Below are 21,592 nucleotides of genomic sequence, written 5' to 3'. Positions count from 1 at the left end.
GAGCTCCGGCGGCGGGACGAAGGAATTCAGAAGAGAATTTCGCTAGACGCGATCAAGTTGATTTCATGCGGCCCGGCATCGAAGCCGTCAAGCAGCATATTGTGATGGGAGACAATCTCTTCGAATGCCAGCTTGCCCATGTCAGCAGTGGTGTGACCATCCGAGATCAGCGAGACGTCGAAGCCGAGAGAAACGGCGCGGCGCGCTGTCGTGTCCACGCAGAATTGCGTCATGCAGCCGCCGAGGAAAAGACGGGTAACGCCTCGGGCCCGCAACTTCGTCTCGAGATCGGTTTCGAAGAAGGAATCGCAGCTCGCCTTGTGCACCACCACATCGCCGGCCTCGGGGGCGATTTCCCGGCGCAATTGCCAGCCTTCGCTGCGCTTGACCAGGCGATGACCCGGACCGCCATCATGCTGGACGATGAAGGCCGGGATGCCGGCGGCACGCGCCCTGTGCTTCAGCGCCGCAAGCTTTGCGACGACCGCCTCCAGTGCCGCATCGATCGCCGGCTGCCGGCCCGGCTTGCCGAGGCCGGTCAGGATGGAATTCTGAAGATCGATCAGGAGCAATGCAGAAGACATGATATCCTTGGGCAAAGCGGTTTCGACGCGCCGTTAACTCCTTGGTAATCTGTTCGCAGCATCAGCGCAATCGCTTGAAAACGCAAAGGTGGTGCGATAGAGCAAGCACCATCTGAGGAGGAAATTGCCATGACGCTTGCATCCCTGCTCGCCTATTGCGGCGCTCTCTTCATCGCCGCGGCAATTCCCGGCCCGGGCATTACGGCGATCGTGGCCCGCGCGCTCGGCTCCGGCTTCCGCGAGACCTTCTTCATGGGCCTTGGCCTCGTGCTCGGCGACACCATCTACCTGACGGCAGTCGTCCTTGGCCTTGCCTTCGTGGCGCAGACCTTTACCGAGGTCTTTCTCGTCATCAAGATCGCCGGCGCCCTCTATCTCGGCTATATCGCCTGGAAGCTCTGGACCGCCGGTCTGCTGTCGACCGATGTCGTGGCGAAGAAATCGAACGGCGCCGGCATGGCCTTTCTCTCGGGCTTGCTGGTGACGCTCGGCAACCCGAAGACCATGCTCTTCTATGTCGCGCTCGTGCCGACGCTCATCGACATCGGCAATATCGGCCTGCGTGAATATGCCATGCTGCTGGCTGCAACCTTCGTCGTTCTTCTGATCGTCCTCGTGCCCTACATGCTGCTTGCCTCGCGGGCTCGAACCTTTCTGAAGAAGCCGAGAGCCCTGCGGATATTGAACAGGGTCGCCGCCAGCATTCTCGCCGGCACGGCCGCCTTTATCGCCGCCCGCGCGGCCTGAAAAAACCTTCTCTGAACAGGCCTCTTGAGAGATTCTTTTCTCACGGGCGACAAGCCGGGAGAATGAGCGCACTCTGGTTTCCGCAGGCGTTTGATCCTATTGTCACTCCACAATTCAAATATAGGGAGAGCTACCCATGTCCGACACCCGCAAACCAGGCCGCGGCCGCGTCTACGCCTCGATCACCGAGACCATCGGCGATACGCCGATCGTCCGTCTCGACAAGCTGGCGAGGGAGAAGGGCGTCAAGGCCAACCTCCTGGCAAAGCTCGAATTCTTCAATCCGATCGCCTCCGTGAAGGACCGCATCGGCGTTGCCATGATCGAGAGCCTGGAAAGCCAGGGCAAGATCGCCCCCGGCAGGACCGTGCTGATCGAACCGACGTCAGGCAATACCGGCATCGCGCTCGCCTTCGCCGCCGCCGCCAAGGGCTACAAGCTGATCCTCACCATGCCGGAGACCATGTCGATCGAACGCCGCAAGATGCTGGCGCTGCTCGGCGCCGAACTGGTGCTGACCGAAGGGCCGAAAGGCATGAAGGGCGCCATCGCCAAGGCGGAGGAACTGGCCGCAACGCTGCCGGACGCCATCATTCCGCAGCAGTTCGAAAACCCGGCCAATCCGGAAATCCATCGCAAGACGACGGCCGAGGAAATCTGGAACGACACAGAGGGCAAGGTGGATATCTTCGTGTCGGGCATCGGGACTGGCGGCACGATCACCGGCGTCGGCCAGGTGCTGAAGGCCCGCAATCCTGACGTCAAGGTCATCGCTGTCGAGCCGGCGGATTCACCGGTTCTTTCGGGCGGCAATCCCGGCCCACACAAGATCCAGGGCATCGGCGCCGGCTTCGCGCCGAAGATCCTCGACACCCATGTCTATGACGAGGTGGTCACCGTCACCAATGACGAGGCTTTCCAGCTGGCCCGGCTCGTGGCGAAGCTCGAAGGCGTGCCGGTCGGTATCTCCTCGGGTGCTGCGCTGACAGCGGCCATCAAGGTCGGCCAGCGCCCGGAAACCGAAGGCAAGACCATCGTCGTCATCATACCCTCCTTCGCCGAACGCTATCTGTCGACGGCGCTGTTCGAGGGTCTGGGCGGCTGACAAGACCTACCCCCTTGCCAAGCATTCAGAGGGCGCCGCAGCGCCCTTTGTCATTTCTGGTCCTTGCGGGTTTCACGCAGCCGCGGTCAGCCGCTCGCCAGCAATGCGATAGGAGATGGCTTCGGCCAGATGAATGCGCCCGACGGTCGGCTTGTCGTCGAGATCGGCGAGCGTGCGCGCCACCTTGAGGATGCGGTGATAGCCGCGAGCCGAAAACTTCATCTTCTCCGCCGCATCCCGCAGCAATTGCAGACCGGCGGCATCCGGCTCGGCGATGGTTTCGATCATCGCGGTCGAGCAGCGGGCATTGGTGACGATCCCCTTCATGCCGGCGCTCTCGAAACGCTCTCGCTGCCGCTCCCGGGCGCGAGCAACACGCAACGCAACATCGGCGCTCTTTTCCGCCGTCGTCGGCCGGATCAGATCGGCGGCGGAAACGGCGGGCACGTCGATGCGAATATCGATGCGATCAAGCAAGGGGCCGGAAATGCGTCCCTGATAATCGCTCACGCAGCGCGGCCCGCGGGCGCAGGTGTGGCCCGGTTCGCCGGCCATGCCGCATCGGCAAGGGTTCATCGCCGCGACGAGCTGGATGGCGGCGGGGTAGGAAACGCGATGGTTCGCGCGGGCAATGACGCATTCGCCGGTCTCCAGCGGCTGGCGCAATGCATCGAGCGCCTGCGGCGAGAACTCCGGCAGCTCATCGAGAAAGAGAATGCCGTGATGGGCGAGCGAGGCCTCGCCGGGCTTGGCGCGAAGACCACCGCCGACGAGCGCTGCCATGGTGGCGGAATGATGCGGCGCGCGATAGGGCCGCCGGTCGGAGAGCTTGCCGCCCGAAAGCTGGCCTGCGACGGAATGGATCATCGACACTTCGAGCAGTTCCGCCGTCGACAATGGCGGTAATATCGACGGCAGGCGCGAGGCGAGCATCGACTTGCCGGAACCGGGCGGGCCAACGAAAAGCAGATTGTGGCCGCCTGCTGCCGCCACTTCCAGCGCCCGCTTGGCGCTCTCCTGCCCCTTGATGTCGGCAAGATCGGGCAGATTGGCGGCGGCGGCGCGGATCGACGGCTCCGGGCGGGACAGGACCTGTGTGCCGCGGAAATGATTGGCGAGCGCGATCAGGCTGCGGGGCGCGAGAATATCGATCTCCTTGCCCGCCCAGGCGGCTTCCGGCCCGCTCTCGGCGGGGCAGATCAGCCCCTTGCCCACGGCATTGGCGGCGATGGCCGCCGGTAAGGCGCCCGCGACGGGAGCAATCGTGCCATCGAGGTTGAGCTCGCCGATGACCGCATAGGAGGACAAGGCATCGGCCGGGATTGCGCCAAGGGCTGCCATCAGGCCGAGAGCGATGGCAAGATCGAAGTGACTGCCTTCTTTCGGCAGGTCTGCCGGCGCAAGGTTGACCGTCACCTTCTTCGGCGGCAGCGCCAGGCCGGAGGCGTGGAGTGCGGCCTGGACCCGTTCGCGGCTTTCGGCCACCGCCTTGTCAGGCAGGCCGACGATGTGCATCAGCACCTTGCCCGGCGCGATCATCACTTGAACCTCGACGGGCACGCCCTCGATACCCTGAAACGCAACCGTACTGACGCGCGCCACCATGCCCTGCCCCCTGTCATCGGACTCGTTTGCCGCTATTTGCCCCACGCAGCAAACCACGGGTTGCAATCTGGCACAAGACAGGGAATGAAACAAGAACAATAAATGAACATAGACATCATAAATCGGCCGGAGACCAAGCGCCGGCTTCTCAGGTCATGGGCTGGAATGAGTGGACAGATCCGCCGATCAGGCCCGTTTGGATTCGATCGCGTCCCAGAGCAGGCTGGCGATATCGACGCCGCCGAAACGCTTCACTTCGCGGATGCCTGTTGGCGAGGTGACGTTGATCTCGGTCATATAGTCGCCGATGACATCGATGCCGACGAGCAGGAAGCCGCGGGCCTTCAGCGCCGGACCGATGCGGGCGCAGATTTCCTGTTCGCGCGCCGTCAGCTCGGTGGCCTCGGCGCGACCGCCGACGTGCATGTTGGAGCGGCTGTCATGTTCGGCCGGCACGCGGTTGATCGCGCCGACAGGCTCGCCGTCGACGAGGATAATGCGCTTGTCGCCCTTGCGCACGTCAGGCAGGTATTGCTGGGCGATGAAGGGCTCGCGGAAGAGCTGGCCGAACATTTCAAGCAGAGATGACAAATTGCGGTCGTCGCGCGTCGAGTGGAAAACGCCGGCGCCGCCATTGCCGTAAAGCGGCTTCAGGATGATATCGCCCATCTCCTCGCGAAAGCGGCGGATTTCGCCGGCATCGCGGGTGATCAGCGTCTTCGGCATCAGATCGGCGAATTCGGTGACGAAAATCTTTTCCGGCGAGTTGCGCACCCAGGCGGGATCGTTGACGACGAGGGTCTTCGGATGGATGCGCTCCAAGAGATGCGTCGAGGTGATGTAGGCCATGTCGAAGGGCGGATCCTGGCGAAGCAACACCACATCCATGGTTGAGAGATCGACACGTTCCGGCTCGCCAAGCTCGAAATGATCGCCCTTGACGTCACGCAGGATCATCGGCTCGACGGAGGCATAGACCTTGCCGTCGCGCATGCTCAGCTGTTCCGGCGTATAATGGAAAAGTTTGTAGCCGCGGTTCTGGGCCTCGAGGCTCATGGCGAAGGTCGAATCGCCCGCAATGTTGATGCCCCGGACATGGTCCATCTGGACCGCGACATTCCTAATCTTCGCCATAGTCAGCCCTCGCTCGAATTCGCGGACAGATGTAGGTCGGCCCGCCTTCAAACGCAACGGCTATTCAAGAGCTTCCGCAGAGGCTCGCCGCGCTCAGGCCGCGAGACCCTGGGTGCCGCCCTGCCTGACGAGATTGCGCAGGCGATAGGCCATGGTCAACGGCTTCGGGAACGGCTTGCGGCAGAAGGCCACCTTGCGCAGATAGCGATCGATGCGCCACGTCGCCCATGTGCCGCCGGCAAAATAAGCCACGTCTCCGGCATTGAGCGTGCGTTCGACGCCGTCCTCCGTGGTGATATGCACCTCGCCTTCGAGGATCATCACCGTTTCGTCCCAGCCGAAGTACCAGCGAAACTCGCCCGCCGTGCAATCCCACAGCGCCGTCAACGCGGCATCGTCCTGCCCGCGCGAATGCTCGGCAATGCGGGCGACCGGCGCGCCGGCCACAATCCAGGACGGTTCGATCGGCGCCGGTTTCATTTCCATCTCACCGGCAGAACCGGCCACGAAGTTCTTCGATTGTGGCAATGCCACCACCGGAGCGGCACGAACCGCGAATGCGGCCATGCTTGCCAACATCAATTTCAAGACCATGCAATCCCCCAATTCCATGCGCGTCACGACCTTCATGGCATGGAAGAGGTAACGGCGCGGTTCAGGAAAAACCTCGCATTTTAACAGTTGCAACGATCAGGCAACAAAACCCTCGATGGTGCAGACGATCATGTCATGATCGGAAAGCGGCTTGCCGTCCTCGTTCAGCGAGGAAACGAGATGGCTTTCGCTGATCTTCAGGCCCCGGCTCAGGAACCAGTCGAGCTTCATGGCGCGATCGGGAAAGCGGGTGATAAGGCTTGGGCGCGTGCTTGTCTGATCGAGCGGGCCGCCATGGCATTCGAAGCCGCGGCTCTCCGCCATCGCGAAGAGAGTATCGGTCGAGAAGTCGCCGCCGGTATGATTGCCGGTGTTGAGATCGCCGCCGATCAGGATCGGAAGGCCGGGCGCGAAGGCCTCGACGGCGTCGATCAGCGCCGCCGTCTGCCGCTCGCGATAGGCAGCAGTTGCCACACTTTCGAGATGGACCGAAACGGCGACGAAAGGGCCGGCCTCGGTTTCGACGATCGCGCCGACGGCGCAGCGATCGCCGACACGCGGCTGCTCATTGTCGTCATTGAACCAGACGGCTTCACCCGGCAACCGGAAGAGGAAAGCATCCGTGAGGGCAACGGAAGCCATCAAAGCATTGCCGTGAAAGCCCTTTTCGTTGAAGTCGTCACGGCAGTAGGAACGCTCGATTTCCGAGCCGAGACTGAGTTCCAGGAATTCGACGCCATGGGCGTAGTTCATGGCAAGTTCGCCGGCGATGACGGCGGTCGGGTCACGCTGCTCGGTGCGGGCCATGCCGTAGTCCATCTCCGAAAGCAGCACCAGCGGCGCTTCAGTCGTCCGCAGCTTGGCCGCGGCTTCCTCCGGAAAAAGGCAACGTTCGAGGTTCCAGGCCGCGACGGTGAAGGGGAAGGACAAAGCGCCAGTCTTCGCCGTGGCGCCGCCGATCCGCACCGTGTTCATGCAGGCAAGCGATGCCAGGACAGCAGCGTGAACGGCCGGCGTCTTTTCGAGCGAGATGAAGCTTTTGCGCTCCTCTTGCGAAGGAACGGAGAAAGCGGAAACGGTGCTGCGGATCATGGGGAAGCCTGTCGAAACGAGATGAAGAGCGCCGCCGAAAAGATCGCGAACGCGTTTCGCCCGCCAATAGGCTGATTTTGTGACGTTCCTGTAACGCTGTCCTCAAAAGGCATCCGGAAAATGCCGCGGCCAGCGTCCGGGCAGCATGGCGACGATGTCGTAGCGTTGCGACAGACGGGCGAAATCCGGTTGCCGCGCCAGCCAGAGGTCGCTGGCGGCGCGGATGCGCTTTTGCGAAGAGAAGGAAACGGCGTCGATCGCCTCCTGCGCGCCTCGCCTGGACTTGACCTCGACGAAGACGGCGAGATCGCCCTTGCGGGCCACGATGTCTATCTCTCCGAGCTTGGTGCGATGACGGACGGCCAGGATGCGATAACCTTTGAAGAGCAGAAAGGCCGCCGCCAGATATTCGGCCACATGGCCGCGGCGCCAGGCTTTTCGCCGTTTCAGCCTTTCGCCCGGCTCACCCATGCGGCCCCTTCATGTCGAGAAGCCGTTGATAAAGCTCCTTGCGCGGCAGGCCGGTCAGCCGGGCGGCTTCCGCTGCGGCCTTCGCCGTCGGCATTGTTCCCGCGAGGTCGGCAAGGATGGCATCGACATCAGCCTCGGCCGTCACGCTCTCCGCCGGCGGGCCGACGAGCCAGACGATTTCGCCCTTGACGTTGTCGACCTTGTCGTAAAAGGCGGCGAGGTCGGCGAGCGACCCGCGGCGGAATTCCTCGAAGGTCTTGGTGAGCTCCCGGCAGACGGCGGCTGGGCGTTCGGCCCCGAGCACATCGGCGGCGGCGGCAAGCGTGGCGGCGATACGATGCGGCGATTCAAAGAAGATGAGGGTCGCGGGGATGCCCGCAAGCTCCGCCAGCCGGTCCCTCTTGCCCTTGTCTTTCGCTGGCAGAAAGCCGGCAAAAAAGAAGGCATCGTTGGGCAGGCCGGAGCCGACGAGAGCCGCCAGCGGCGCCGAGGCGCCCGGAATCGGAACGACCTTGTATCCCGCCTCGATGGCTTGCCGGGCCAGCCTATAGCCGGGATCGGAGACGAGCGGTGTGCCGGCGTCGGAGACCAGCGCCACTGAACGGCCGGCCTCCAGCGCCTGCAGCAGACGCGGCCCTGCTTCATCGGCATTGTGCTCATGATAGGCATAAGGCCTGTTCTGGATGCCGTAGCGATCGAGCAGGACGCGGGTGACGCGGGTATCCTCGCAGGCCAGAACATCGGCGCCCGCCAGCGTCTCCAGCGCCCTCAACGTGATATCGCCGAGATTGCCGATCGGCGTGGCGACAAGGTAGAGCGCCGGTTCGAGAGGACGGGCTGGAACCGTGGTATTATGCAGGCGGAAACTGCGCGCCCCGCCGCTTGAATGGTCTTCGTTCATGCCTGTCCTGAATTCGCCTCGGATTCATCGCCTTTATGGGCGAGGCTCGGCCCGACGGCAAGAGCGGTGCAAATCCTGTGAGCATTGTCGGCCAAATGTTCAATTGGCACGCGACAAACGCCCCATGCCTCTTGCATTCGCATGCTGAAGTCTGCCATTTTGCCCGTCCAATCTTTCGGGCCTCGTCCGAAAACATGTCATTCGGGCGCTTCGGGCCGCCCGGAAAGTCACGGTCGAAAGCGGTAGCATCCATGCGTATTACAATTGAGCGGTCGAACCTCCTGAAGTCGCTGAACCACGTGCATCGCGTGGTCGAGCGTCGCAATACGATCCCGATCCTGTCCAACGTGCTGCTGAAGGCCGAGGGCGCAAGCCTCGACATGAAGGCGACGGACCTCGATCTCGAAATCACCGAGGCGACGCCCGCCAATGTCGAGCAGGCCGGTGCCACCACCGTGCCGGCGCACCTGCTCTACGATATCGTGCGCAAGCTGTCCGATGGATCGGAAGTGCTTCTCGCCACCAACCCCGACGGCAGCTCCATGACGGTTGCCTCCGGCCGGTCGAAATTCTCGCTGCAATGCCTGCCGGAATCCGATTTTCCGGATCTCACCGCCGGCAGCTTCAGCCATTCCTTCAAGCTGAAGGCGGCGGATCTGAAGATGCTGATCGACCGGACGCAGTTCGCGATCTCCACCGAAGAGACCCGCTATTACCTGAACGGCATCTTTTTCCACACGATCGAAAGCGATGGCGACCTGAAGCTGAGGGCCGTCGCCACCGATGGCCATCGCCTTGCCCGCGCCGATGTCACCGCCCCTTCGGGCTCCGAAGGCATGCCTGGCATCATCATCCCGCGCAAGACGGTCGGCGAGTTGCAGAAGCTGGTGGACACGCCGGATGCGATCGTGACCGTCGAGGTCTCCGACGCCAAGATCCGCCTCACGATCGGGTCCATCGTCATGACATCGAAGCTGATCGACGGCACCTTCCCCGATTACCAGCGGGTCATACCGACCAACAACGACAAGGAAATGCGGGTCGATTGCCAGTCCTTCGCCCAGGCCGTCGATCGTGTGTCGACCATTTCTTCGGAGCGCGGCCGCGCGGTGAAGCTGGCGCTGTCCGACGGTCAGCTGCTGCTGACGGTCAACAATCCGGATTCGGGAAGTGCGACGGAAGAAGTGGCTGTCGGCTACGAGATGGATCCGATGGAAATCGGCTTCAACGCCAAATATCTGCTCGATATCACGGCGCAGCTCTCGGGCGAATCGGCGGTATTCCTGCTTGCCGACGCCGGCTCGCCGACCCTCATTCGCGATACGGCCGGCGACGACGCGCTGTATGTTCTGATGCCGATGCGCGTCTGACGAAACCAAAGCGCCCTTTCATGCGTTTCTCAGACGCAAAGGGTGCTTTTATTTTTTCCTTTGTGGATTGCGACATTTTCTCTTGTTATTGCGTCATCGCATTGCAAGATTCGCGATAAGCGGTATGTAAGTCGCGACCATAACATCTGGTGGGGGAGAGCATGGCGTTGCGTCTCAAGGAACGGCTGGGCAAGAAATTCGACGAGGAGATCCGTTTCTTCAAGGGCATGATGCAGGGGCCGAAGACAGTCGGTTCGATCGCCCCGACGTCCTCGATCACCGCCCGTAAGATGGCGAGCATCATCAACACGCAATCCGGGCTGCCGGTGCTGGAATTAGGCCCGGGTACGGGAGCCATCACCAAGGCAATCCTGGCGCGCGACGTTGAGCCCCAGAACCTCGTCGCCATCGAATATTCCACCGACTTCTACAATCACCTCGTCAAGCTCTATCCCGGCGTCCATTTCATCAATGGCGATGCCTTCGATCTCGACAAGACGCTCGGCGTCCTGCGCGGCCAGACGTTCGATTCCGTCGTGTCAGGCATTCCGCTCCTTAATTTCCCGATGCAGGCGCGTGTCGCGCTGCTGGAGAGCCTGCTGGACCGCATGCCGCCTGGCCGTCCCGTCGTGCAGATCTCCTATGGGCCGGTCTCGCCGATCATCGCCAGGCCGGATCGCTATCACATCCGCCACTTCGACTTCATCGTCCGCAATATTCCGCCGGCCCAGCTCTGGATCTACAGCCGCGGTTGAGGCAATCCCATGTACGCCCTCTATGTCACGCACCCCCAGGTGCGCATCGACCCGGACATTCCCGTGCCGCAATGGGGACTTTCCGAGATCGGCGCGGCAAGAGCACGCTTGGCGGCGACACACCCCTGGGCGCACAGGCTCGGCCTGATCGTCTCCAGCGGCGAACGCAAGGCGATAGAAACAGCCGAAATTCTCGCGGCCACAAGCGGTGCATCGGTCGAAATCATCGAGGCCATGCATGAAAACGACCGCAGCGCCACGGGCTTCCTGACCCCGCCGGAATTCGAGAAGGCGGCGGACTGGTTCTTTGCCCATCCGCACGAGAGCTTCAAAGGCTGGGAGCGCGCCATCGATGCGCAGGCGAGGATCGTCTCCAATGTCGATGCCGTACTTTCGCGGCATGATCCGCAGGTGCCGATGGCCTTCGTCGGGCATGGCGGCGTCGGCACGCTGCTGAGATGCCATCTGGAAGGAAAGCCGATCGCGCGGCAGGCCGATCAGCCTCCCGGCGGCGGCAATCTTTTCTGTTTCGATCTTGCGAAGCGTGTCGTCTCATGCGACTGGACACCCATGGAAGATTGGATGGGATGGGCTTGAGATGACCGCACGCGACCGCTTGATCGTTGGACTGGATGTCCCAAACCTTCCGGAGGCCGAAAAAGTGGTCGGCGCCCTCGGCGACGATATCCTCCACTACAAGATCGGCTATCAGCTCGCCTTTGCCGGCGGCCTGGAATTCGCGCGCGATCTCGCCGCCGACGGCAAGAGGATCTTCCTAGATATGAAGCTGCTCGACATCGACAACACGGTGGCCTCCGGCGTCGAGAACATCGTCAAGATGGGCATGTCGATGCTGACGCTGCATGCCTATCCAAAGGCAATGAAAGCGGCCGTCGCCGCAGCCAAGGGATCGGATCTTTGCCTGCTCGGCGTCACCGTGCTGACGTCGATGGACGAAGAGGATCTGATTGCCGCCGGCTATGAATATGATCCGCATACGCTGGTGCTGCGCCGCGCCGAGCAGGCGCGTCTCGCCGGCATGGGCGGCATCGTCTGTTCGGCCGAGGAGGCAGCCGCCGTGCGCAAGATCATCGGCCCGGACATGGCGCTGGTAACTCCCGGCATCCGGCCTGATGGTAGCGACAAGGGCGACCAGAAGCGTGTGATGACGCCGGCCGCCGCCATCAAGGCCGGCTCGAGCCATCTCGTCGTCGCCCGGCCCATCGTCAAGGCAGCCGATCCCAAGGAGGCGGCCCGGGCCATCCTCGCCGAGATCGACGCCGCACTCTAGATCATTACGGGAAACAGGGAGGCAAATATGGCAAAGGGATACTGGATTGCACGCGTCGATGTTCGCGACCTCGAGCGCTACAAGGACTACGTCGCCGGCGCCAAGCCGGCTTTCGAGAAATACGGCGCGAATTTCCTTGCCCGTGGTGGTGCATTCACCCCGCTTGAGGGGCAGGCCCGCGGCCGCAACGTCGTCATCGAATTTCCGTCGCTGCAACATGCCGTCGATTGCTACAACTCGCCGGAATACCAGGCGGCCGCCAAAATCCGCCATGAAGTAGCGGATGCGGAAATGGTCGTCGTCGAAGGGATTTGATCCCTTCGAAATGTGACGCTGCGATGCAGCGCGATAGCACTTCACCTCGGCGCTCCGATCGGTTAAGACGAAATCAGATCAGCCCAATCAAAGCCTTTCGAGGAGCCTGCCATGACCCTGTCCGACCTCCCGCCGCTCGTTACCGTGTTCGGAGGATCAGGCTTCATCGGGCGGCATGTGGTGCGCACGCTTGCCAAGCGTGGCTATCGCATCCGCGTCGCCGTACGCCGTCCCGACCTTGCCGGTTTCCTGGTGCCGGCCGGTAATCTCGGCCAGATTTCGATCGTCCAGGCCAATGTGCGCTATCGCAATTCCATCGACCGCGCCGTCGAAGGCGCGCAGCATGTCGTCAACTGCGTCGGTATCCTGGCCGAAAGCGGCCGCAACACCTTCGACGCCGTGCAGGAATTCGGCGCCAAGGCCATCACTGAGGCCGCGCGCGGCGTCGGCGCTTCGCTGACGCATATTTCCGCGCTCGGCGCCAATGCCAATTCCGCTTCGGCCTATGCCCGCACCAAGGCCCGCGCCGAGGCAGCCATCCTGTCGATAAAGCCGGATGCAGTGATCATGCGGCCTTCGATCGTCTTCGGACCTGAAGATGGCTTCTTCAACAAGTTCGCCGATATGTCGCGCACGGCACCCTTCCTGCCGCTGATCGGCGGCGGCGAGACCAAATTCCAGCCTGTTTACGTCGAAGATGTCGCCGAGGCCGTTGCGCGCAGCGTCGACGGCAAGCTGAAGGCCGGCACGACCTACGAACTGGGCGGCCCGGAAGTGCTTACCTTCCGCGAATGTCTCGAGACCACGCTGTCCGTCATCAACCGGAAGAAGACGCTCGTCTCGATCCCGTTCGCCGTCGCCTCGCTGATCGGCTCGATCGCGTCGCTGGTGCCGCTCATCACGCCGCCGATCACGCCAGACCAGGTCACGCTGCTGAAGAGCGACAATGTCGTTTCCAAGCAGGCCGAGGCGGAAGGACGGACGCTGAAGGACATCGGCCTGCTGCCGACGCTGCTCATCTCCGTGCTGCCGTCCTATCTGGTCCGCTATCGTCCGCAGGGTCAGTTCACCGGCTCGGGCAAAGCAGCCTAACGATTCGGCCATTCCACGAAATTCACGCGCCGCCCGGCTTTGCCGAGCGGCGTTTTTTATTGCTCCTTAACGGCAGAAACCTGCTCCAGCAGGCTGGCAGAGCACCGTCATTCACAGCTCAGCGTTGCTCAAAAGACGCAGTGTGGAAATAGTAGCATTAACGTCAAATTTAATATGAACATTTATTGCTATTGCTCATTCCACTGACTAACACAACCGCGCGTCTCAGGCTTGGACAGTGAGCTGGTCTGAGGGGCGCTTCACACTTCTGCGGAAAGGCATTCTTCGATGGGTAAGTCTATCGCGCTTTTGTTTGCGTGCGCGGCATTGGTGATTCTCGCCGGATCCTTCATGGCCCGCGGCAGCATCGCCTCAGTGAAGGGCGAATGTGCGCCGGCCTATGGCGTCGACCCCTGCACGACAGGCTCCATCGGCGCTTCCTCGTCGAACTGATCGAGCATGAAAAAGGCCGGTTCTCACCGGCCCCCATCTTTCTCCAGGATTGCGACGTCAGTCCGTCCGTATTAGCCGATCGTGTAAAGTCCGATCAGGCCGAGGGTGCCGACGGCAATGCGCCACCATGCAAAGGGGGCGTAGCCGCGGCGTGAGACGAAGTCGAGCAACGCCCGCACGACGAGCAGCGCCGATATGAAGGCGGTGACGAAACCGATGACGATCAGCAGACCCTGGTCCGTGCTGAGATCATGTCGGCTCTTCCAAAGATCCAGCGCAAAGGCGCCCGCCATGGTGGGCATGGCGAGGAAGAAGGAAAATTCTGCGGCCGATCGCTTGTCGGCTCCGAGCAACAAGGCGCCGACGATGGTGGAGCCCGAACGCGACGTTCCCGGAATCATTGCCAGGCACTGGAAGAAGCCGATCTTGATCGCCATCGGCCAGGAGAACTCATAGGCGCTGGTATATTTGGGCTTGAACTGGATCTTGTCGATGACGAGCAGCACAATGCCGCCGAGGATCAGCGAGATACAGATAAGCTGCGGTGAATCAAACAGAACGGTCTTGATGAAGTCATGCGCGAGCGCGCCGATGACGGCAGCCGGCAGGAAGCCGAACAGAACAGCCAGCACGAAATGGCGGGCCTTGACGCTCACAGGCAGCGCCTTGGCGATTTGAACGAGGCGATTGAAATAGACAAGCAGGATGGCGAGAATCGCACCGAGCTGGATCAGAACGTCGAATGTGGCGGCTTCCTTGAAGCCGAGGAAGTGTCCGAGCAATATCAGGTGGCCGGTGGAGGAGACGGGAATGAACTCCGTAAGCCCCTCCACAAGACCCAAAACCAGCGCGATAATAATTTGTTCAGCCATATCGTGTCCTTTGTCAAACGGCAGGGCGGCCCGATTCGCTTGTGCAAACTAGGCCAAGCTCCTATAGCTTCAACCCATGACAAATGACTAGGGCCGCAGGATCGCGACCCGAAAAACTCCGTAGCACCAATTGGAAACACCCGAGTATCAATGCCGACGCTGTATCATCACCCAATGTCATCTTCTTCACGGTTCGTCCGTCTGATCCTGACCGAATATGGCTATCAGACGGAGCTGATAGAGGAGCAGACATGGGAAAAGCGCCGCGACTTCCTGGCGCTCAATCCCGCGGGAACCCTGCCCGTCTATGTCGATGACAGCATGAGGGCGCTCTGTGGCGCGACTGTCATTTCCGAATATCTCGACGAGACGCACGGCGTCCTGAAGCGGGATCGCCGCCTTCTGGCCGAGGATCCGTTTCAGCGCGCCGAGATTCGCCGGCTGACGGAATGGTTCATGCAGAAGATGGAACAGGACGTGACGCGGCCTCTGACGCGCGAGCGCGTCTTCAAGCTGCAGATGACCGCGGACCAGGGCGGCGGCGCACCCGATTCCAAGGTGATGCGCATGGCGCGCGGCAATATCCGCCAGCATATGAAGTATCTTTCCTGGCTTGCGGGCTCCAGGCAGTGGCTCGCCGGTGAGCGGCTGAGCTATGCCGATCTGGCAGCCGCCGCCTCGATTTCCGTGCTCGACTATCTCGGCGAGATCGACTGGACGGAATCGCCGGTCGCCAAGGAATGGTATCAGCGGCTGAAGTCGCGTCCGTCCTTCCGACCGATCCTGGCGGAGCGCGTACGCGGTGTAACTCCGGTTTCGCACTACGCCGACCTGGATTTCTAACGAGGGCTAGATATGCCCGAGGATCGTGAAGCGGAAAAAGCCGGCAAGCGACGGCGCGCACTGACCGCCTTTCTGCGCGAAGAGGCAGGCGCCCAAGGCTTTGACCTCTGCCGCATCACGCGACCGGACGCCATCCCCGAAGCAGCCGTCAGGCTCGGCCAGTTCCTGGAACAGGGCCATCACGGCACCATGAGCTGGATGGAGGAGACGCGCGATCGGCGCGGCGATCCGCGCGTCCTCTGGCGTGAGACTCGCTCCATAGCCGTCTTCGGCCTCAATTACGGTCCGGACGAAGATCCGCGCGGCATTCTGGAGAAGACCGACAAGGCAGCAATCTCCGTCTATGCCCGCAACCGTGATTATCACGATGTCATCAAGGGGCGACTGAAGGAGATTGCCACCCGCTTTGCCGCGCGCTCCAAGGAGGACGTAAAAGTCTTCGTCGATACCGCGCCGGTCATGGAAAAGCCGCTGGCGGCCGCAGCAGGGCTCGGCTGGCAAGGCAAACACACCAATCTCGTCAGCCGCACACACGGCTCATGGCTGTTTCTCGGATCGATGTTCACCACGGCCGATCTGGAGCCGGACGAGCCGGAAATCGATCATTGCGGCTCCTGCCGCGCCTGTCTCGATGTCTGTCCGACCGCCGCCTTTCCCGCGCCCTATCAACTCGATGCGCGCCGCTGCATTTCCTACCTCACCATCGAACACAAGGGACCGATCGATCCGCAGATCCGGCCGATGATCGGCAACCGTATCTATGGCTGCGACGACTGTCTTGCCGCCTGTCCCTGGAACAAGTTCGCAAGCGCTGCCTCCGAGATGAAGCTGGTTGCACGCGAAGAGCTGAAGGAGCCGTCGATCGCCTTTTTGCTGACATTGGATGATACGGCCTTTCGCGCCTTCTTCAGCGGCTCGCCGGTCAAGCGCATCGGCCGCGACCGCTTTATCCGCAATGTGCTCATCGCCGCCGGCAATTCCGGCGAACGCGCTTTGATCGAGCTATGCCGCGATCTGGCTAAGGACCCCTCGTCCGTCGTGCGCGGCATGGCCGTCTGGGCGCTGTCGCGGCTGATGACGGCTGGCGAATTTCGCGCATTTGCGGCAGAAAGGGATGACGAGCCGGACGAAGAGGTTCGCGCGGAATGGAAAATAGCGGGGGCGATGTGATGCATGTGGTGATTTTCGGCTGTGGCTACTCGGGGACGGCCATCGCCAAGGCTTTCGCGGGCTCCGGCATTCGCATCACGGGCACCACCCGTTCGGCCGACAAGGCGGAGCTATTGGCCGCGGAAGGCATCGAAGCCTTTGTCTTCGACGGCGAGACGCTCGATCCGGCTCTCCGTGAGGCGATGAAATCCGCAACGCATCTGGTGCAATCGATCGCGCCCGGCAGGGCGGGGGATCCGCTGCTGCGACTGGCGCAGCTCAATTTGCGTGCGCTGATGCCGAAGCTGGAATGGATCTGCTATCTGTCGACTGTCGGCGTCTATGGCGACCACAAGGGCGCCTGGATCAGCGAAGAGACCCCGCTGCATCCGATCGCGGATCGCTCCGTGGAGCGTGTCGAGGCGGAAGACGGCTGGCTTCGCGTCGGCGTAAGGCTCGACTTGCCCGTTGCGGTGCTCAGGCTTTCCGGCATTTACGGCCCGGGTCGCAACGCCTTCAGCAATCTGGAAAAGGGCACGGCGCGGCGGCTGATCAAGGCAAATCAGGTTTTCAACCGTATCCGCGTCGAAGACATCGGCGCCTGCGCGCGGTTCCTGTCGGACCGCAGGCTCGGCGGTATATATAATGTCACGGACGACGAGCCCGCGCCGCCACAGGATATAGTCGCCGAAGCCGCCCGTCTCATGGGTGTCGAACCGCCCCCGGAACAGCCTTTCGAAACGGCCGAGCTCACGCCGATGGCGCGGTCCTTCTATGGCGAGAACAAGCGCGTCTCGAACGCGAAACTACGCGCCCTCGGTTTTGCCTTTCGCTTTCCCGAATACCGCATGTCGCTTGCGGAGCTCTGGTCATCGGGGCGGTGGCGCGGCTAGGAAAACCCGTCTTTCAATCAAGAGGAATCGCATGAAAATTCCTACTTGTCCGCCTCTCCTAGTTCAATTTACTCCACAATTATGGTTAACGACCTCTAAATTGGCCCAAATGCGGCAGCAATTGTGGCAAGGCCGGAAAATTATTTTTCCGATTTTCGTGAACTTATGCGCCGCCGTATGCCGACAAGAATAATTGTTCCATTTTCAACTGATTTTATTAGATTTTTTCCACAAATCGATAAATCCAACTATTAGTCATGTAGTTCGCTTTGCATCACGAATGTTACATATTGTAATATTCCGTGATCAAACCAGGCACTTTTTCGCCATTTTTGGCCGGATTTAAGCCCCGCCGCCTACGCAAGGCGCAAGTTCAACAGCTTGAGGGAAAATTCGGTTTGACGAACATCAGACGTTCTTTGGCAATCGCCGCAACTATATCCGCCTCCTTTGCTCTTCTTTCGACACCGGCATTAGCTTCGAATGGATGCGGAGGCGCCTCATGGTACGGAGGAAGCTCCAAAACTGCGTCCGGGGAACGTATGAGTTCCAGAAACCTTACTGCCGCCCATCGCTCGCTTGCTTTCGGCACGCGTCTCAGGGTCATCAACAAGCACAATGGTCGTAGCGTCGTCGTTCGCATCAACGACCGCGGGCCGTTCATTCGCGGCCGCGTCCTCGACCTTTCCCGCGCCGCGGCCCAGGATATCGGCATGGTCGCCTCCGGCACCGCCAGCGTCTGCTACGAAGTCGTCGCCTCGAAGTAATCGGCGATCAGGCCGGAAGCATAGGGCATTTCGGCACAACGCTTGCTCTCTCCGTCAATCGCGGCTACCACGCGGTTGGGACGTCTCAATAATCCGCCGCCATGTGCGCTATTCGTGCGGATTGATGAGACGTCAGCGACATTTTGGCAGCGCATGCCATTTCCCGACAGCTCCACCGAGTTTCGGGACCATGCGCAAGCAGGAGAGTATTAAATGCGTCTGGGCGGCCGATTGCAGGGGGCCATCGAGGTTCTTGCCGATATCGAAACGCGCAAGCGACCGGTGGCCGACGCCCTGAAGGATTGGGGGCTCGCTCATCGTTTTGCGGGCTCCGGCGATCGGGCCGCGATCGGCAATATCGTCTACGACGCGCTACGCATGCGGCTTTCCCATGCCTGGCTCATGGGCGACGACAGCCCTTCGGCACTTGCCCATGCCGTGCTCTTTCGCCAATGGGGCCTGACGCCCGAGGCGCTGGCTGCCGAACTCGACGGTGACAAATTCGCCCCCGAGGCTCCGAGCGCCGAGGCGCTGGCTGCCTTTGCCGCCCGCAAGCTCGAAGATGCGCCCCGGCACATCCAGGGCGATATCCCCGAATGGGTCGAACCTTCCTTTGAGCGCGCCTTCGGCGAAGACTGGCTCTCCGAAGCGCACGCCCTCTCTGAACGCCCGACGCTCGACCTTCGCGCCAACGCGCTGAAGGCGGACCGCGCCAAGGTGGTGAAGGCGCTCGATCGCGCAGGCGCGCAGGCATCGAAGCTCGCCCGTTTCGGCATCCGTATTCCCGCCGGCGAAGGTGCATCCCGGTTGCCGAACGTCACCGCCGAGCTTTCCTTCCAGAAGGGCTGGTTCGAAGTGCAGGACGAGGGCTCACAGATCGTCGCCGATCTCGTTCTGCCTGAAGAGGGCGACCAAGTGCTCGACTATTGTGCGGGCGGCGGCGGCAAGACGCTCGCCATGTCGGCTGCCATGCACAACAAGGGTCAGGCCCACGCCTATGATTCCGACCGGCGGCGATTGGCGCCGATCATCGAGCGCTTGAAGCGGGCCGGAACCCGCAATGTCCAGGTCCATGACGAGCGCAACGGTTTGTTGCCGCTGCGCGGCAAATTCGACAAGGTTCTGGTCGATGCGCCCTGCACCGGCACGGGCACTTGGCGCCGAAGGCCCGACACGAAGTGGCGGCTGACGCAGAAGAACCTCGACGAGCGTACCAGCCAACAGCAGGAAGCGCTGGCCCAGGCCGGCGAATTCGTCCGCCCCGGCGGCTCGCTGCTCTATGTCACCTGCTCTGTGCTGCCCGAGGAAAACGAAGTGCAGGTGAACCGTTTCGCCAGCCAGAACCCGGATTTCGACGTCGTGGAGGCGTTGAGTTCCTGGGAAAAGCTGTTCGGCAAAGATGCGCCGCGGCCGCGCTCATCCGATGGCAAGACCATTACGCTGACACCTGCATCGACCGATACGGACGGCTTCTTCTTCTGCCGTCTGCAGCGGAAAGCGTGAGGTGAAATCAATCCGCCCGCAGCGGATATTGCTGTCGGGGCGGGATGAGGTGATGCAGCACGGCAATGACGATGAGCAGCAGGCCGCCAAGGCCGACAACGGTGAACAGTGTCCACGCCGACAGATGCGATCCGAATGCCACCAGCGGCACGGCGCCGGCCGGCGGATGCGTCACCCTTAAAATAAGCATCGCGGCGATAGCAAGACCGACAGCGATGGCGGCTGCCCACCAAAGGCCCGGCAGCAGCGCCATGGCGAGGCTGCCGACAATGGCGGCCAGCAGATAGCCACCGAGCACATTGGCAGGCTGCGCCAGTGGGCTCTTCGGCTGGCCGAAGATCAGCACAGCCGTCGCGCCGAAGGGTGCGATCAGCAAGGGAATGCCGGTCGCAATCGCCAGAGCGCCAACGGCGGTCATGCCTGTGATGGCGCCTACACCCGACTTCAGATGCCCCTGCCAATGGCCTTTCGGCTCATGACGGTGAAGGAAATGCTTGAAATGGCGATGCATGAAAGATCTTCGAGACTCAACTGAAATCCACATGCCTGTTTTTTGACCTGCATCTGCCGCTTTTTCAAGCAAATCCATTCCATTCCTGCGGCCTTAACCAATAATTTCCTGCCTTAAAATCGTTCTAAACTAGAGTATTTGACACAAGTTTATTTTTCATACATGAGACAAAATACCAAGTTTTTGACGGTGCCCCCCGCTGTCGTAGGAGAGGAATATGAAACTGAAGATCAATTTTGGCGCCGTGCTCGCGGTGGCCGTTGCCGCAACTGCCGTATCCGGCCTTCCCGCCCTTGCAGCCGCTCCCGAGCCGGCTGCCGTCCTCAAGCATTATGCGGAGGTGGCGCATGCCAAATATCAGGACTCCCTGACGACGGCACAGGCGCTCGACAAGGCGATCAACGCGTTGCTTGCCGACCCCAGCGACAAGACGCTGAAGGCGGCGCGCGCCGCCTGGATCAAGGCCCGCGTTCCCTATGCCCAGACGGAAGTCTATCGCTTCGGCAACTCGATCGTCGACGATTGGGAAGGCAAGGTGAATTCCTGGCCGCTGGACGAGGGGCTGATCGACTACGTCGACGCTTCTTACGGCACGGAAAGCGATGAGAACGCACTCTATGTCGCCAACGTCATTGCCAACAAGACGATCAAGATCAACGGCAAGGATGTCGATGCTTCGCATCTGACCCCGGAATTCCTGTCGGGCACGCTGCACCAGGCTGGCGGTGTCGAGGCTAACGTCGCGACCGGCTACCATGCCATCGAGTTCCTGCTCTGGGGCCAGGACCTGCACGGCACCGGACCGGGCGCCGGCGAACGCCCCGCCACCGATTACGACTTGAAGAATTGCACGCACGGCAATTGCGACCGCCGCGCGGAATATCTGAGATCCGTTTCGACGCTTCTTGTCTCGGACCTTCAAGACATGACGGCCAAGTGGGCACCGGACGGCGAAGCCACCAAGCATGTCGAAGCCGATCCGAAGGCTGGCCTTACCACCATCCTGACCGGCATGGGCTCACTCTCCTACGGTGAACTTGCCGGCGAGCGCATGAAGCTCGGCCTGCTGCTTCACGATCCGGAAGAGGAGCAGGATTGCTTCTCCGACAATACCTATAACGAGCACAATGGCGACGCCATCGGCATCGCCTCTGCCTATACCGGCAACTATACCCGTGTCGACGGCACCAAGCTGAAAGGCCCGTCGCTGCACGATCTGGTCAAGGCCAAGGACGCAGCGCTCGACAAGGAGACCGAGGGGAAGCTCAACGCTACCCTTGCAGCCATGAAGGCGCTGGTGCATCGCGGCGAGACGGTCGAGAAATACGACCAGATGATCGGCGAAGGCAACAAGGAAGGCAATGCCACCGTGCAGAAGGCCATCGATGGCCTGCTCGACCAGACGAAGAGCATCCAGCGCGTCATTGCCGCTCTCGATCTCGGCACGATCAAGCTTGAAGGTTCGGACAGCCTGGACAATCCTAACTCTGTCTTCAAGAAGTAATAAAGGAGGGCGGCGGCGCGACAAGACGCTGCCGCCCTGAC

General features: G+C 61.5%; 24 protein-coding genes. 15 read left to right on the top strand and 9 right to left on the bottom strand.

From position 1 onward, the window contains the following. Positions 1-26 precede the first annotated feature (26 nt). Positions 27-584 (bottom strand): cysteine hydrolase family protein, encoded by a 558-nt coding sequence (locus tag AB8B29_RS18975; RefSeq protein WP_037203308.1) that lies wholly within the window; start codon positions 582-584, stop codon positions 27-29. 129 nt (positions 585-713) lie between these two features. Between AB8B29_RS18975 and AB8B29_RS18970 the strand changes: the two genes are divergently transcribed. After that, on the top strand, positions 714-1,331 hold the full coding sequence (locus AB8B29_RS18970) for a LysE family translocator (RefSeq protein WP_037202917.1): 618 nt from the start codon (positions 714-716) through the stop codon (positions 1,329-1,331). 136 nt (positions 1,332-1,467) lie between these two features. Continuing rightward, positions 1,468-2,436, top strand: coding sequence for a cysteine synthase A (gene cysK / locus AB8B29_RS18965; protein WP_037202915.1), 969 nt, complete (start codon positions 1,468-1,470; stop codon positions 2,434-2,436). A gap of 72 nt (positions 2,437-2,508) precedes the next feature. On the opposite strand, the gene AB8B29_RS18960 is transcribed toward cysK, so the two are convergent. The 6 genes from AB8B29_RS18960 to rsmI all read right to left on the bottom strand — a co-directional run bounded on the left by AB8B29_RS18960 (position 2,509) and on the right by rsmI (position 8,233). Then, complete coding sequence (locus tag AB8B29_RS18960) at positions 2,509-4,041, bottom strand: YifB family Mg chelatase-like AAA ATPase (RefSeq protein ID WP_047641103.1); 1,533 nt, start codon at positions 4,039-4,041, stop codon at positions 2,509-2,511. A gap of 186 nt (positions 4,042-4,227) precedes the next feature. Then, a complete protein-coding gene (gshB, locus tag AB8B29_RS18955; protein WP_037197328.1) occupies positions 4,228-5,175 on the bottom strand; it encodes a glutathione synthase in 948 nt (315 codons plus the stop codon). 93 nt (positions 5,176-5,268) lie between these two features. Continuing rightward, positions 5,269-5,769, bottom strand: a complete 501-nt coding sequence (locus tag AB8B29_RS18950) for a cupin domain-containing protein (protein WP_173410299.1) — start codon at positions 5,767-5,769, stop codon at positions 5,269-5,271. Between the two features lie 96 nt (positions 5,770-5,865). Further along, positions 5,866-6,861, bottom strand: coding sequence for an endonuclease/exonuclease/phosphatase family protein (locus AB8B29_RS18945; RefSeq protein WP_037197326.1), 996 nt, complete (start codon positions 6,859-6,861; stop codon positions 5,866-5,868). 102 nt (positions 6,862-6,963) lie between these two features. Next, complete coding sequence (locus AB8B29_RS18940) at positions 6,964-7,332, bottom strand: YraN family protein (RefSeq protein WP_037197323.1); 369 nt, start codon at positions 7,330-7,332, stop codon at positions 6,964-6,966. Next, positions 7,325-8,233 (bottom strand): 16S rRNA (cytidine(1402)-2'-O)-methyltransferase, encoded by a 909-nt coding sequence (gene rsmI / locus AB8B29_RS18935; RefSeq protein ID WP_037197319.1) that lies wholly within the window; start codon positions 8,231-8,233, stop codon positions 7,325-7,327. Before rsmI ends, AB8B29_RS18940 begins: the two co-directional genes overlap by 8 nt. Positions 8,234-8,484: 251 nt before the next feature. On the opposite strand from rsmI, the gene dnaN reads away from it, so the two are divergent. The 7 genes from dnaN (at position 8,485) to AB8B29_RS18900 (ending at position 13,509) form a co-directional block, all read left to right on the top strand. Then, positions 8,485-9,603, top strand: coding sequence for a DNA polymerase III subunit beta (gene dnaN, locus AB8B29_RS18930; protein WP_037197359.1), 1,119 nt, complete (start codon positions 8,485-8,487; stop codon positions 9,601-9,603). A gap of 161 nt (positions 9,604-9,764) precedes the next feature. Continuing rightward, a complete protein-coding gene (gene pmtA, locus AB8B29_RS18925; protein WP_037197318.1) occupies positions 9,765-10,358 on the top strand; it encodes a phospholipid N-methyltransferase PmtA in 594 nt (197 codons plus the stop codon). Between the two features lie 9 nt (positions 10,359-10,367). Beyond that, on the top strand, positions 10,368-10,955 hold the full coding sequence (locus AB8B29_RS18920; protein WP_092574460.1) for a histidine phosphatase family protein: 588 nt from the start codon (positions 10,368-10,370) through the stop codon (positions 10,953-10,955). A gap of 1 nt (position 10,956) precedes the next feature. Next, positions 10,957-11,649: an orotidine-5'-phosphate decarboxylase gene (gene pyrF / locus AB8B29_RS18915; RefSeq protein WP_037197316.1), complete on the top strand. Its 693-nt coding sequence runs from the start codon at positions 10,957-10,959 to the stop codon at positions 11,647-11,649. A gap of 27 nt (positions 11,650-11,676) precedes the next feature. After that, a complete protein-coding gene (locus AB8B29_RS18910; RefSeq protein ID WP_037197315.1) occupies positions 11,677-11,964 on the top strand; it encodes a DUF1330 domain-containing protein in 288 nt (95 codons plus the stop codon). A 111-nt stretch (positions 11,965-12,075) separates the two neighbouring features. Beyond that, positions 12,076-13,056, top strand: a complete 981-nt coding sequence (locus AB8B29_RS18905; RefSeq protein WP_037197314.1) for a complex I NDUFA9 subunit family protein — start codon at positions 12,076-12,078, stop codon at positions 13,054-13,056. A 288-nt stretch (positions 13,057-13,344) separates the two neighbouring features. Then, complete coding sequence (locus AB8B29_RS18900; RefSeq protein WP_037197313.1) at positions 13,345-13,509, top strand: hypothetical protein; 165 nt, start codon at positions 13,345-13,347, stop codon at positions 13,507-13,509. A 71-nt stretch (positions 13,510-13,580) separates the two neighbouring features. Here AB8B29_RS18900 and AB8B29_RS18895 read toward each other — a convergent pair whose 3' ends face one another. Then, complete coding sequence (locus tag AB8B29_RS18895) at positions 13,581-14,381, bottom strand: undecaprenyl-diphosphate phosphatase (protein ID WP_037197312.1); 801 nt, start codon at positions 14,379-14,381, stop codon at positions 13,581-13,583. Between the two features lie 150 nt (positions 14,382-14,531). On the opposite strand from AB8B29_RS18895, the gene AB8B29_RS18890 reads away from it, so the two are divergent. The 5 genes from AB8B29_RS18890 to AB8B29_RS18870 all read left to right on the top strand — a co-directional run bounded on the left by AB8B29_RS18890 (position 14,532) and on the right by AB8B29_RS18870 (position 19,536). Beyond that, a complete protein-coding gene (locus tag AB8B29_RS18890) occupies positions 14,532-15,224 on the top strand; it encodes a glutathione S-transferase family protein (protein WP_037197311.1) in 693 nt (230 codons plus the stop codon). Between the two features lie 12 nt (positions 15,225-15,236). Further along, the gene (gene queG, locus AB8B29_RS18885; protein WP_092574461.1) at positions 15,237-16,394 is read left to right on the top strand and encodes a tRNA epoxyqueuosine(34) reductase QueG; all 1,158 of its coding nucleotides are present in this window, start codon (positions 15,237-15,239) and stop codon (positions 16,392-16,394) included. Further along, complete coding sequence (locus tag AB8B29_RS18880; protein WP_092574462.1) at positions 16,394-17,266, top strand: SDR family oxidoreductase; 873 nt, start codon at positions 16,394-16,396, stop codon at positions 17,264-17,266. Before queG ends, AB8B29_RS18880 begins: the two co-directional genes overlap by 1 nt. A gap of 398 nt (positions 17,267-17,664) precedes the next feature. Further along, positions 17,665-18,033, top strand: a complete 369-nt coding sequence (locus tag AB8B29_RS18875; protein ID WP_037197308.1) for a septal ring lytic transglycosylase RlpA family protein — start codon at positions 17,665-17,667, stop codon at positions 18,031-18,033. A gap of 213 nt (positions 18,034-18,246) precedes the next feature. Further along, positions 18,247-19,536 carry an RsmB/NOP family class I SAM-dependent RNA methyltransferase gene (locus tag AB8B29_RS18870; RefSeq protein WP_092574464.1) on the top strand — a complete coding sequence of 430 codons (1,290 nt, stop codon included), beginning with the start codon at positions 18,247-18,249 and terminating at the stop codon, positions 19,534-19,536. Positions 19,537-19,543: 7 nt separating this feature from the next. Here the strand turns inward: AB8B29_RS18870 and AB8B29_RS18865 are convergent, their stop codons facing one another. Beyond that, positions 19,544-20,047, bottom strand: a complete 504-nt coding sequence (locus tag AB8B29_RS18865; protein ID WP_037197305.1) for an HPP family protein — start codon at positions 20,045-20,047, stop codon at positions 19,544-19,546. 217 nt (positions 20,048-20,264) lie between these two features. Between AB8B29_RS18865 and AB8B29_RS18860 the strand changes: the two genes are divergently transcribed. Next, entirely contained in the window at positions 20,265-21,551 is a 1,287-nt protein-coding gene (locus tag AB8B29_RS18860; RefSeq protein ID WP_037197303.1) for an imelysin family protein, read from the top strand. Positions 21,552-21,592 lie beyond the last annotated feature (41 nt).

Origin of the sequence: Rhizobium sp. 11_C7_N12_5 (assembly GCF_051811145.1) — a bacterium.
Taxonomy (GTDB): Bacteria; Pseudomonadota; Alphaproteobacteria; order Rhizobiales; family Rhizobiaceae; genus Rhizobium; species Rhizobium lusitanum.
This window is presented reverse-complemented; position numbering and strand designations above follow the sequence as displayed.